This is a genomic window from Frankia sp. KB5 (assembly GCF_002099325.1).
In the GTDB taxonomy this organism is placed as follows: domain Bacteria; phylum Actinomycetota; class Actinomycetes; order Frankiales; family Frankiaceae; genus Frankia; species Frankia casuarinae.
On sequence record NZ_MRUJ01000046.1, the window covers coordinates 37,812 to 50,875 of the forward strand.

Annotated in this window: 9 protein-coding genes and 1 pseudogene; all 10 read left to right on the forward strand. The window is 70.8% G+C overall.

Annotated elements, in window-relative coordinates:
- Positions 1–14: 14 nt before the first annotated feature.
- Positions 15–1,379 (forward strand): hemolysin family protein, encoded by a 1,365-nt coding sequence (locus tag KBI5_RS05705; protein ID WP_085014497.1) that lies wholly within the window; start codon positions 15–17, stop codon positions 1,377–1,379.
- Between the two features lie 26 nt (positions 1,380–1,405).
- Entirely contained in the window at positions 1,406–1,801 is a 396-nt protein-coding gene (locus KBI5_RS05710; protein WP_049761055.1) for a hypothetical protein, read from the forward strand.
- Between the two features lies 1 nt (position 1,802).
- Entirely contained in the window at positions 1,803–2,726 is a 924-nt protein-coding gene (gene era / locus KBI5_RS05715; RefSeq protein WP_011435715.1) for a GTPase Era, read from the forward strand.
- A 203-nt stretch (positions 2,727–2,929) separates the two neighbouring features.
- Entirely contained in the window at positions 2,930–3,661 is a 732-nt protein-coding gene (gene recO / locus KBI5_RS05720) for a DNA repair protein RecO (RefSeq protein WP_198537523.1), read from the forward strand.
- 288 nt (positions 3,662–3,949) lie between these two features.
- A complete protein-coding gene (locus tag KBI5_RS05725) occupies positions 3,950–4,747 on the forward strand; it encodes an isoprenyl transferase (protein ID WP_043590755.1) in 798 nt (265 codons plus the stop codon).
- A gap of 23 nt (positions 4,748–4,770) precedes the next feature.
- A complete protein-coding gene (locus KBI5_RS05730) occupies positions 4,771–5,319 on the forward strand; it encodes an antibiotic biosynthesis monooxygenase (protein ID WP_241882676.1) in 549 nt (182 codons plus the stop codon).
- A 273-nt stretch (positions 5,320–5,592) separates the two neighbouring features.
- A complete protein-coding gene (locus KBI5_RS05735; RefSeq protein WP_085014498.1) occupies positions 5,593–8,646 on the forward strand; it encodes a glycine--tRNA ligase in 3,054 nt (1,017 codons plus the stop codon).
- A gap of 76 nt (positions 8,647–8,722) precedes the next feature.
- Positions 8,723–11,416 carry a pyruvate, phosphate dikinase gene (gene ppdK, locus KBI5_RS05740; RefSeq protein WP_085014499.1) on the forward strand — a complete coding sequence of 898 codons (2,694 nt, stop codon included), beginning with the start codon at positions 8,723–8,725 and terminating at the stop codon, positions 11,414–11,416.
- A gap of 124 nt (positions 11,417–11,540) precedes the next feature.
- Positions 11,541–12,227 (forward strand): annotated as a pseudogene (locus tag KBI5_RS05745) (YdcF family protein).
- 237 nt (positions 12,228–12,464) lie between these two features.
- A partial coding sequence (locus KBI5_RS05750) for a 1-deoxy-D-xylulose-5-phosphate synthase N-terminal domain-containing protein (RefSeq protein ID WP_277870083.1) occupies positions 12,465–13,064 on the forward strand: 600 nt, incomplete at its 3' end.

Sequence of the window (13,064 nt, forward strand, 5' to 3'; positions counted from 1 at the left end):
ACAAGGGGGTCCGCATGAGTTCCGGTGATCTTTTTCTCGTCTTCATCGCCGTGATGGGCTCGCTTGCCGCGGCGGGTCTCGGCGGCATCGACGCGGCCCTGACCCGGGTCTCCCGGGTGACGGTCGAGGGTTTCTCCCGCCAGGGCCGGGCCGGCGCCCGGAACCTGGCGACCGTCGTGGCCGATCCGGGCCGCTACCTCGCGCTGCTGCTGCTCCTGCGCATCGTCGCGGAGATGCTCGCCGCGGCCTGTATCACGGTGCTGTTCGTGCACGCCTACGGGGCCGGGTTCGCCGCGATCGGCCTCGGGACGCTGGCCTCGACCCTGGTCGCGTACATCCTCGTCGGGGTGATGTTCCGCACCCTGGGCCGCCAGCACGCCCCTGCGGTGGCGTTGGCCAGCGCCGGTCTCACGGTCCGGCTGGCGCGGATCTTCGGGCCGTTGCCCCGGCTGCTGATCGCGTTCGGCAACGCGGTCACCCCCGGTCCTGGTTTCCGGGATGGTCCCTTCGCATCCGAGGCCGAGCTGCGCGATCTCGTCGACCTCGCCGAGGAGAACGAGGTCATCGAGCGTGAGGAACGCGACATGATCGCGTCGGTGTTCGAGCTCGGGGACACCCTGGTGCGCGAGGTGATGGTGCCGCGTCCGGACATGGTCTTCATCGAGTCGACGAAGACCGTCCGGCAGGCTCTCGCGCTGGCCCTGCGCAGCGGCTTCTCGCGGATCCCCGTCATCGGGGAGAGCGTCGACGACGTGGTGGGGATCGCCTTCCTCAAGGACATGGTCCGCCGGGAACGGGAGGGGGGCGAGGATGGTGCGATCGCCGAGATCATGCGTTCACCCGCACTCGTGCCCGAGARCAAGCCCGCGGACGACCTGCTCCGTGAGATGCAGGCGTCGCGTACCCACATGGCGATCGTCATCGACGAGTACGGTGGAACCGCCGGACTCGTCACCATCGAGGACATCCTTGAGGAGATCGTCGGTGAGATCACCGACGAGTACGACAACGAGGTTCCGCCGGTGGAGTGGATCGACGCCAACACCGCGCGGGTGACCGCCCGGCTCGACGTCGACGATCTGGCGAAGCTGTTTGACTTCGACGTGGACGACCTGCCCGGTGCGGATGACAGCCTCACCGTCGGTGGCCTGCTGGCCACGGCCCTGGGACGGGTGCCCATCCCGGGTGCGACGGTCACGGTCGGTGGGTTGCGGCTGTCGGCGGAACGGGCCGCCGGCCGGCGTAACCAGATTGGCACCGTGGTCGTCCAGCGGTTGCCGCATCCGTCGAACGGCGACGACGGCTCGCCGCCTCCCCGATCCGACGACGGCGGCGAACCCGTGCGCAGCTCGTCGTCGGACAGAAAGGTGAATTCGTGACCGCCGACGCGACCCGGTCGGGAACCGTGCCTGCCGATGGCAACTCGGCCGACGGCGCCCCGGCTCTCGACCTCGCCGCAGAGGACGCGAAGCTCGTGGTGCTGGCCAGGGCGGCGCGGCTGCGTGCCTACGCCCCCTCGGGCGACCCTGCGGAGGGTGCGGCGCTGCGCGACACCGACGGTCGCACCTACGCGGCGGCGACTCTCGGCCTGGGCCGGGCCGAGCTAGCGATCTCGGCGCTGCGCGCGGCGGTGGCCGCCGCGGTCTCCAGCGGCGCCCGCCGGTTCGAAGCCGCCGCGGTGGTCACGCAGAAGGACGAGCTCGACCGCGCCGACCTGGCGACGTTGGCCGAGTTCGGCGCCGGGATCCCGGTGTTCCTCGCCGGCTCGGACGGCGTCGCCCGGACCAGGGTGACCACCTAGCGTGTCGACAACGACCTCGGTGCCGTTCCGGGCCGGCTTCGCCTGCCTCGTCGGACGACCCAACGCCGGCAAGTCGACGCTGACGAACGCGCTGGTAGGGACGAAGGTCGCCATCACCAGCGGGCGACCACAGACCACTCGGCACGCCATCCGCGGCATCGTCCACCGCGACGACGCCCAGCTCGTCCTGGTCGACACCCCGGGGTTGCACCGGCCGCGCACGCTGCTCGGGCAGCGGCTCAATGACGTGGTGCGGGCCACGCTGTCCGAGGTCGACGTCGTCGGTTTCTGCATGCCCGCGGACGAGCCGGTCGGCCGGGGGGACCGCTTCATCGCCGAGGAGCTGTCCCGGCTGCCCAAGCGCACCCCGGTGGTCGCCATCCTCACCAAGACAGACCGGGTCGCCGATCCCGATCGGATCGGCGCCCGCCTGCTCGAGATCGCCGGGCTCGGCGAGTTCAGTGACATCGTTCCAGTCAGCGCGGTGCGCTCCTACCAGGTCGCCGTGCTTGCCGACGTGCTTGTCGCCCGGCTGCCCGCCGGGCCCGCGCTGTACCCCGGTGGGGAGCTGACCGACGAACCGGAACAGGTGATGGTCGCCGAACTCGTCCGTGAGGCCGCGTTGGAGGGGGTCCGCGACGAGTTGCCGCACTCGCTCGCCGTCGTGGTGGAGGAGATGGTCTCCCGGGAGGGCAGGCCGGCGCAGCGTCCTCTCCTCGACGTCCGGGTGAACGTCTTCGTCGAGCGGCCCAGCCAGAAGGCGATCGTCATCGGGACCGGCGGATCCCGCCTCAAGGAGGTCGGTTCCCGCGCCCGCACGCAGATCGAGGCGCTGCTCGGTACCCCGGTCTTCCTCGATCTACATGTCAAGGTCGCCAAGGACTGGCAGCGCGATCCGCGCCAGCTGCGTCGCCTGGGGTTCTGAGCCGGCTCGCCGCCGGYCCCACCGAGGCGCCGTCAGCACCGCATCCATGCCGCATCCATGCCGCAATGTACTGCCATACCTACCCCCCGGCTATGGACCGGGATGTCCTGCGGGTTCCTCAGGAGAACATCCGGCCGGTACCGGCCATCTGCCGGGCGACCTCGCTTCACCGCATGAACTCGGGACCGTGCAACCATGGGCGGGTGCCGGTGTATCGCGACGAAGGTGTCGTCCTACGCACGGCCCCCCTCGCCGAGGCCGACCGCATCATCACCGTGCTCACCCGTCGGACCGGTCGGGTGCGGGCCGTCGCCAAGGGTGTCCGCAAGACGTCCTCGCGGTTCGGGTCGCGGCTGGAGCCGGGCACGTACGTCGATCTGCTGCTGCATTCCGGCCGGGCGCTGGACACGGTCACCCAGGCGGACATCATCTCTCCCTACGGCGCCACGATCGCCGTTGACTACCCGAGGTACACTGCGGCCGCGGTGATGCTCGAGACCGCCGAGCGGTTGACCAGCGAGGAACGCCAGCCCGCCCTGCGGCTGTTCCTCCTGCTCGTGGGTGGTCTGCGTACGCTCRCCGGCGGCGAGCGCCCACCCGCGCTCGTCCTCGACGCGTTCCTGTTGCGGGCGCTCGCGGTGTCCGGGTATGGGATGGCCCTGGACCACTGCGCGCGTTGCGGTGGGCCCGGGCTGCACCTGTCGTTGTCCGTGCCGGGCGGCGGCGTAGTGTGCCCGCAATGTCGCCCGCACGGTGCGGCGTCGGTGTCCGCGGGTGCGGTGCGGCTGCTCGCGGATCTGTTGCGCGGTGACTGGGACGGTGCACTGGTCAGTGACGCCCGCGCCCGGCGGGAGGCCGGTGGCATCGCCGCCGCCTATCTCCAGTGGCATCTCGAACGCGGGCTTCGCGCACTGCCTTATCTGGAGAGGGCGTGACGCGGCCGGGCGCCGTGGTGGAGGTCTTGCGTGTGGGCCGGGACGGTCATCCCGGCGAGGCGGGCCGGGCGGCCTGGGTGCGACCGCCGGGGAACGGGACCATGAGAGCGGGACGGCGGTGGGACGGGCCGTGGCGGAAGGACGAGGACGGACATGGTGAGGCGGAAAGCGGCGGTGGGTGCGTCCGGCGCGACCCGGCGCCGACGGGGGGACGATGTGGTGATGGCTGGGACCGGCAGGACGGATTGCGGCGTGAAGCCGCCCCGGACGGGTGCGGGGAGGTAGGCGGTGGCGCTGCGTAATGATGTGAAGACGCGGTTTCGCGATCCGCATCCCCATCCCTCCGGCGCGCGACCTCCGGTCCTGCCGTCGCGTCTCGTCCCGCGGCATGTGGGCATCGTCATGGACGGCAACGGACGGTGGGCGAAGATGCGCGGGCTGGCGCGAACAAAAGGACACGAGGCCGGCGAGGACGCCCTGTTCGACTGCGTCGAGGGCGCGATCGAGCTCGGGGTCCGATGGTTGTCGGTGTTCGCTTTCTCCACGGAGAACTGGAAACGGTCACCGGACGAGGTGGCGTTCCTGATGCGCTTCACCGACGGGGTGTTCGGCCGGCGCATCGAGGACATGCACGCGCTCGGTGTGCGGGTTCGCTGGGCGGGTCGTCGTCCCCGGCTGTGGGGGAACGTGATCAGGCGGCTGGAGTCGTCCGAGGAACGTACCCGTGACAACGACCGGCTCACCTTGGTGATGTGCGTGAACTACGGCGGCCGGGCCGAGATCGCCGATGCCGCGGCGGCGATCGCCCGGGACGTGCGGGAGGGCCGGCTGCGCGTCGATCGGATCGATGAGGCGACCATCGGCCGTTACCTGGACGAGCCCGACATGCCCGATCTGGACCTCGTCATTCGGACTTCCGGGGAGCAGAGGCTCAGCAACTTCCTGCTCTGGCAGGCCGCCTATGCCGAGTTCTCGTTCGTCGAGACGCTCTGGCCGGACTTCGACCGGCGCGATCTGTGGTCCGCCTGTGAGGACTTCGCCCGACGGGACCGGCGCTACGGCGGAACCGTCGCCCATCACGTCTGATGCCCGTGCCCGACGTTCCGACCGTGCCCGACGTTCCGACCGGACCCGACGTTCCGACCGTGCCCGACGTTCCGACCGGACCCGACGTTCCGACCGTGCCCGACGTTCCGACCGTGCCCGACTGGGCGGCGCCGACGGCCGGTGCTCCGGTCGTCGCCCAGATCGCCTTCGCCGTGCCCGGGGACGCCGTACCGGGGGACGCCGTGCCGGGCGGGGCGGGGTTCGCCGCGGCGGCACGTCCGGCGCTTGACGCGCTCGCCCGGGCCCCGGGATTTCGTGGTGGGCGGATCGCCCAGGCGCTCGACGAACCCGGCTCGTGGYTGATGACCACCGAGTGGGACGGGCCGGGCGCGTGGCGTCGCGCGTTGTCCGCCTTCGAGGTGCGATACGCGCTGACGCCGCTGCTCGTCTTCGCGGTTGACGGGCCTGGCACCTTCGAGGTGCTGGTGTCGGTGGACGGGCCGGGCGGCTCGGCGYGGACCCATCGGTCCGACCGTACGCCGGACGCCGACACCGCGGCCCCCGGCGAGCCGCCGCGCTCCGTCGGTGCGCCGGGCGCCGGCCGGCCGTGACCAACCGCGGGATTGTCGGTGGGTACCGGTAGCCTCGACTCAGCATCATGGAATCTACGATCTATGGATTGTGGATCTATGATTTGCAGATCTATTGATCATGAATCTATGGATCATGGATTCGGAGTGTCGATGTCCCGTGGACAGTCCCCTCCCTGATCGCCTGACCGCTCTCTTCGGACACCGGTCGCCGGCGGACCGGTGTCCGGTCCCCGGAGCCGGGGTGTCCCGCACCACTCGTGACCGCGACAGCGAAATGCCGAGGCTCGCTCGATGTTGACCATGYAGGACGCGCTGCTGGCGCTGACCCGTTACTGGACCGACCGCGGCTGCATGATCGTACAGCCGTTCAACACCGAGGTCGGCGCCGGTACGCTCAACCCAGCCACGGTGCTGCGGGTGCTCGGACCGGAGCCGTGGCGGGTCGCGTACGTCGAACCTTCGGTCCGTCCCGACGACTCCCGCTACGGCCACAACCCGAACCGGCTGCAGACCCACACCCAGTTCCAGGTCATCCTCAAACCGGATCCGGGTAACCCCCAGGAGCTCTACCTGGGTAGTCTCGCGGCGCTCGGCATCGACACCGCCGCCCACGATGTCCGGTTCGTCGAGGACAACTGGGCCTCGCCCGCGTTCGGTGCCTGGGGGCTGGGCTGGGAGGTCTGGCTCGACGGCCYGGAGATCACCCAGTTCACCTACTTCCAGCAGGCCGGTGGCCAGACGCTCGACACCGTCAGCGTCGAGATCACCTATGGCGTGGAACGCATCCTCATGGCCCTGCAGGGCGTCCGCCACTTCAGCGAGATCGCTTACGCCCCCGGCATCTCCTACGGCGAGGTGTTCGGCCAGGCCGAGTACGAGATGTCCCGGTACTACCTCGACGACGCCGACATCGACACCGTGCGCCGGCTCTACGCCGACTACGCCGCCGAGGCCCGCCGGCTCATCGACGCCCGGCTGCCCGTCCCCGCGCACTCCTACGTGCTGAAGTGCTCGCACGCCTTCAACATCCTCGACTCCCGGGGCGCGGTCTCTACCACCGAGCGGGCCACCTCCTTCGCGCAGATGCGTGGACTGTCGCGGGAGGTCGCGACGCTGTGGCGGGACCGTCGCGAGGAGCTCGGCCATCCCCTCGGGGCGGCTTCCCCGCCACCGGCCGCGGTGCCCGCCGCGGTGACCACCCGGGCCGAGGAGCCGGCCACCCTGCTGTTCGAGATCGGGACGGAGGAGCTCCCGGCGGCCGAGGTGACCCGGACCGTCGAGGCGGTGCGCGCCGGCCTCGTTGAGCGGCTGGCGGCCACCCGCCTCACGCACGGTGCGGTCCGGGTGCTGGGCACTCCCCGGCGCATCGTGGCGATCGTTGACGAGGTGGCGCCCCGGGAGCCGGACGTCGAGCGGGTCGTCCGCGGCCCGCGCGTCTCGGCCGCCTACGACGCCGCCGGCGCGCCGACGAAGGCCGCCGTCGGGTTCGCGCGTGGTCAGGGTGCGGATCCCGCCGGCCTCCAGGTCGTCACCCACCGCGGTGTCGAGCATGTCGCGCTCGTGCGCACCGAGGCCGGCCGGGACGCCGCCCGGGTGCTGGCCGGGGTGCTCGGTGAGCTGGTGGTGGGGCTGCGCGCGGAGCGCAACATGCGCTGGAACGATCCGACCTTGTCGTTCAGCCGGCCGGTGCGCTGGCTGCTCGCCCTGCTCGGCGAGACCGTGGTGCCGGTGACGGTGTCGACGCTCGCGGCCGGTCGGACCACCCGCGGCCACCGGCGGGCCGGCTCCCCGCCGCTGGACGTGCCGAGCGCGTCCGGCTACCCAGAACTGCTCGCTGCCCGGTCGATCCTGCTCGACCCGGTGGTTCGCCGCGAGCTCGTCGTCGAGGAGGCGGCCAAGCTCACCGCGGACTCCGGCGGTCACATCGACCTCGTCGCCGAGGCGGACGTGCTCACCGAGGTGGCGAACCTCGTCGAGTTCCCGTGCCCGATCCTCGGGTCCTTCGAGGAACGCTTTCTGGACCTGCCGGCGGAGATCCTCACCACCGTCATGCGCAAGCACCAGCGCTACCTGCCGGTGCGTGACGCCGCCGGGCGGCTGCTGCCGTCGTTCGTAGCCGTCGCCGATGGTAAGGTCGACCAAGCGCTGGTCCGCGCCGGCAACGAGGACGTCATCCGGGCCCGGTTCACCGACGCCGCGTTCTTCTACGACGCCGACATCACGGTGCCGCTCGAGACGTTCCGGGCGGAGCTCGCGAAGCTGACGTTCGAGCAGCGGCTCGGCTCCGTCGCGGACCGGGCCGACCGCATCGCGGCGCTGGCGCGTGACCTCGCCGAGGAGATCGACCTCGGTGAGGACGACCGGGCCACCCTGGACCGGGCGGCCGCGCTCGCCAAGTTCGATCTGGCCACCCAGATGGTCATCGAGCTGTCGAGCCTCGCCGGCACGATGGCGCGGGAGTATGCCCGCCGGGCCGGTGAGCCCGAGGCGGTCGCCGTCGCCCTCTTTGAGATGGAGCTGCCCCGCCGGGCCGGTGACCAGCTGCCCGATACCGCCCCCGGTGGCCTGCTGGCCCTCGCCGACCGGCTCGATCTGCTTGTCGGGCTGTTCGCGCTCGACGCGGCCCCCACGGGGAGTTCGGATCCGTTCGGGTTGCGCCGGGCCGCGCTCGGGGTCGCCGCGATCCTGGGCAGCCGGCCTGAGCTCGCCGGCCTCACCGTCACCGGCGCGCTGGCCCGCGCCGCCCGGCTCACCCCGGTGCCGGTGTCCGCCGAGGCGCTCGAGGCCGCCGAGACGTTTGTCCGTGGCCGCTACGTCCAGCAACTACTCGATACCGGAGTGGACCACCGCCTGGTCGGCGCGGTCGGGCCGCTCACCGGCACGCCGGCCCGCGCGGCCGCCACCTTGGTGACACTGCGGCAGCTCGTCCAGGGGGAGTCCGCACCCGCCGCCGGCTTCGCCGCCCTGGCCGCCGCGTTGCAGCGGGTCCGCCGGATCGTGCCGGCCGGGACCCCGGCGGTGCTCGACGCGCAGCGCCTCACCGAACCCGCCGAGATCGACCTGCTGGAGGTCGTGACGGCGCTCGTCCGGCGGCTCGCGTCCTCCGGCGCCGATTCGGCTGTCACCGCGGAGACGGCGGCCGGAGCGATCTCCCTTGATGAGCTGGTCGTCGCAGCCGGAGACCTGCCGGCCGCCGTCGACGCGTTCTTCGACGCGGTGATGGTGATGGCCGACGACCCGGCGGTGCGGGCGGCGCGGCTCGGTCTGCTGGCCTGGATCCGGGACCTGACGACCGGAGCTCTCGACTGGGAGGCTCTCGGCTCGCTGTCCGCCTCCGGTCGCTGATCATGGGCATTCTGGCTGCGCATACCGTTACCGCGGGTTAGCGTCTGGGTATCACTCCGGGGCGGAAGGGACGACCATGGCGCGCTACGTGTATGGCTTCCACCAGGGCAACAAGGACATGAAGGATCTTCTCGGTGGTAAGGGTGCGAACCTCGCCGAGATGACGAATCTCGGCCTGCCTGTCCCGCCCGGGTTCACTATCAGCACCCAGGCATGCCGGGAGTACCTTGCCGGCGGCGAACCGGTCGGGCTACGGGCGGAGATCGATCATCATCTTGCCACCCTGGAGACCGCCCGGGGACGGCGGCTCGGCCAGGCCGACGATCCGCTGCTGGTGTCGGTGCGTTCCGGCGCGAAGTTCTCCATGCCCGGGATGATGGACACCATTCTGAACATCGGCCTGACCGATCAGGCCGTCTTGGGCCTGGCCGAGCAGTCAGGTTCGCCGCGGTTCGCCTGGGACTCCTACCGCCGGCTGCTGGCCATGTTCGGCCGGACCGTCCTCGGCGTCGGCGAGCCGTCGTTCGACGCGGCCCTCGAGGCGGCGAAGCGGGCCAAGGGCACCAGTAGCGACCTCGACCTCGACGAGAACGACCTGCGGGCGCTCGTCGCGACCTACCAGCGGATCGTGCTCGAGCGCACCGGCCGCCCCTTCCCCCAGGATCCCCGCGAGCAGCTGGATCTCGCGATCCGAGCGGTGTTCGACTCCTGGAACGGGCCGCGGGCCCGGCTGTACCGCCGTACCGAGCGCATTCCGGACGATCTCGGGACGGCAGTGAGCGTCGTCGCGATGGTGTTCGGCAACCTTGGAACGGATTCGGGCACCGGGGTGGCCTTCACCCGGGATCCGGGCAGCGGCGAACCCGGCGTGTACGGAGACTATTTGCCCAATGCCCAGGGCGAGGATGTGGTGGCCGGGATCCGTAACCCGGTTCCCCTCGCCGAGCTGGAGCGGATCGACCCGGCATCCTTCACCGAACTGCGCGAGATCATGACGCGCCTGGAGAAGCACTACCGGGACCTGTGCGACATCGAGTTCACGATCGAACATGGCAGGTTGTGGATCCTGCAGACCCGCGTCGGCAAACGCACTGCCGCGGCGGCTTTCCGGATCGCCGCCATGCTCGCCGAAGGCGGTGTCATCGACGACGACGAGGCGCTGTGCCGGGTGAGCGGCGACCAGCTCGCCACCCTGATGTTCCCGCGCTTCGACGACACGGCCCGGCCCGCCCCGATCGCGACGGGAGTGAACGCCGCGCCCGGGGCGGCGGTGGGGGAGGCCGTCTTCGACGCCGCCGAGGCGGTGCGGGTGGCGGCCGAGGGCCGACCGGTCATCCTCGTCCGCCGCGAGACGAATCCCGATGACCTCGCGGGCATGCTCGCGGCGCGCGGAATCCTGACCTCCCGAGGCGGCCGGACGTCGCATGCCGCCGTCGTCGCCAGAGGATTGGGCCGGACCTGCGTGTGCGGGGCCGAGGAGATCGAGGTCGATCCCGCCGGTCGCCGCCTCACCACCGGGCGGGGCGTGGTCGTGCGGGAGGGGGACATCCTCTCCATCGACGGGACCATCGGCGCGGTATACCCCGGTTCCGTACCACTCGTCCCGTCACCAGTCGTCGAGTACTTCGAGGCCGGCCGTCCCGACCATCCCCGGCCGGGCGGGGACCTGGTCGCCGCCGTGGATCGGCTGATGCGGCACGCCGACCGGTCCCGCCGGCTGCGGGTCCGCGCGAATGCCGACACCGGGCCGGACGCCGCGCGGGCCCGCCGGTTCGGCGCCGCGGGCATCGGGCTGTGCCGCACCGAGCACATGTTCCTCGGGGATCGTCGTACCCTGGTCGAGCAGATGATCCTCGCGGGAACGCCGGCTGAGCGGACCGAGGCGCTCAGCCGGCTGCTTCCCCCGCAACGGGAGGATTTCGTCGAGATCTTCACCGCGATGGACGGTCTGCCCGTCACGGTCCGGCTGCTCGATCCGCCGTTGCACGAGTTCCTCCYGGACCTCACCGAGCTGTCCGTGTCGATCGCCGCCGCGGACGCCGCCGGAAGGCCGGTCGACGACGCCGACCGGGAGAGGCTGGCGGTCCTGCGCAGCATGCACGAGACCAACCCGATGCTGGGTCGCCGCGGCGTCCGACTCGCTCTCACCGTCCCGGGGCTGGTGGAACTGCAGGCGCGGGCGATCGCCGAGGCGCTGGTGCGCTGCCGCCGCGTAGGCGGTGATCCCCGTCCCGAGATCATGGTTCCGTTCATCTCCACCGCGACGGAGCTGGATGCCATCCGGGACCGGGTGCGCGGGGTGCTGGCCGAGGTCGGCACCGAGAGCGRCCTGGAGATCGACCTGCCGATCGGCACGATGATCGAGGTTCCGCGGGCGGCGCTCACCGCGGACCAGATCGCCCGCCGCGCCGAGTTCTTCTCGTTCGGCACCAACGACCTCACCCAGCTGCTCTGGGGTTTCTCCCGGGATGACGTCGAGGCATCGTTGCTGCCGCGCTACCTCGACCTCGGCATCCTCGCCGGGTCGCCGTTCGCGTCGGTGGACCGCGACGGGGTGGGCGCCCTGATGAGGACGGCGGTCCGGGCTGGGCGGGGCGCTCGGCCCGATCTCGGCCTCGGCGTCTGTGGCGAGCACGGCGGCGATCCCGATTCCGTGCACTTCTTCGCCGAACTCGGGCTCGACTACGTCTCCTGTTCGCCGTTCCGGGTGCCGGTGGCCCGGCTGSAGGCCGGGCGTGCCGCGGTTCTCGGCCGGTCGACGGTCGGGTGAGTTTCCGCCTGGCCCGTTTCCTGCCCTTTCCGGGCCGGGATCCCGATCGGGGCTGGGCGGATGAAGGGGGCAGTTGCCCTGTGATGTCGGTCGTGTGCCCATAGGGACGCTACTGTTCGTTCGTGTGGGCCTGTCCCGTCCTCGTCTCATCGTCAACCCGTTTCGCGTGACCTGGTACCGCGTGCCATGGTGGCGTTGGATGATGCGGGCGGTGGCGGCTGTCCTCCTCGGCATCATGGTTCTCGCCGTGGTGACGTTTCTGCAGGTCTGGTGGGTGGGCAGGGAGGATCACCGGCCCCGGTCCGACGTCCTCGTGGTGCTCGGTGCTTCGCAGTACGACGGGCGTCCCTCGGCGGTCCTCGCCGCCCGTCTCGACCACGTGCTGGAGCTCTACCGGGAGGGAATCGCCCCTCAGGTGATCACAGTCGGTGGGAAGCAGCCGGGCGACCGTTACACCGAGGGCGAGGCCAGTGCGACCTATCTGCGGCAGCGGGGTATCCCCCCGGATCGGGTGCTCGTCCTACCCGAGGGTTCGAACACGCTCGGGTCGCTGACCGCCGTAGCCGGGTTGATGAACTCGCGGCACTGACACACCGCCGTGCTGGTCACCGATCCCTGGCACAGCCTGCGTTCTCGGACGATGGCCCGTGACCTCGGTGTTGACGCCGTCACCTCCCCGGCCGACCGGGGGCCGGCCGTCCACGGCTTCGGCACGCAGGTCCGGTACATCATCCGCGAGGGGATCGGTTACCGGTGGTACCAGCTCTTCCGCCAGGCATCACCACCTTCGGCGACCACCCGGGCCGTCTGACACCGGGTCGACGTTCGTCGGCAGCAGCGGATACGAACCCGTGACGCCTCTGACATATCAAGGCCCGCTTCGGCCCTCTTTGCCGTCGGCCGCCGCTGATACGGTTCGGATCGCCGGGTGAGGGGGTAGTGCGACACGTGGTAGTGAGGCAAAGCGGCGGAGTCGGCTGCCCGCGGCGCGAGAGAACCCTCCGGAGATTACCTTCCGGGTGTGGAACGACACTGTAAGGAGACTGGTGTGGCAACTCCCGTATCCGAGAGCACGGTCGGGACGGCCGACCTGGAGACGGTTCGGGAACTCGCGCAGCAACTGCGGGTCGACTCGGTGCGCAGCAGCACCTCGGCGGGTTCCGGGCATCCCACCTCGTCGATGTCGGCCGCGGACGTGCTGGCGGTTCTCGTCGCGCGCCACCTTCGGTACGACTGGGACAACCCGGCGGACCCGGCGAACGATCATCTGATCTTTTCGAAGGGGCACGCATCCCCGCTGATCTACTCCATCTTCAAGGCGGTCGGGGTCGTCGGTGACGACGAGTTGATCAATGGTTACCGCCGTTTCGGTGAGCGGCTTCAGGGCCACCCGACGCCTGTCCTGCCGTGGGTCGACGTCGCGACCGGGTCGCTCGGGCAGGGCCTGCCCGACGGCGTGGGCGTCGCGCTCGCCGGTAAGTACCTGGACAAGGTGCCCTACCGGGTCTGGGTGATCTGCGGTGACAGCGAGATGGCGGAGGGCTCGGTCTGGGAGGCACTGGACAAGGCCTCCTACTACAACCTCTCCAACCTCATCGCGATCGTCGACGTCAACCGGCTCGGCCAGCGCGGCCCGACCGAGCTCGGC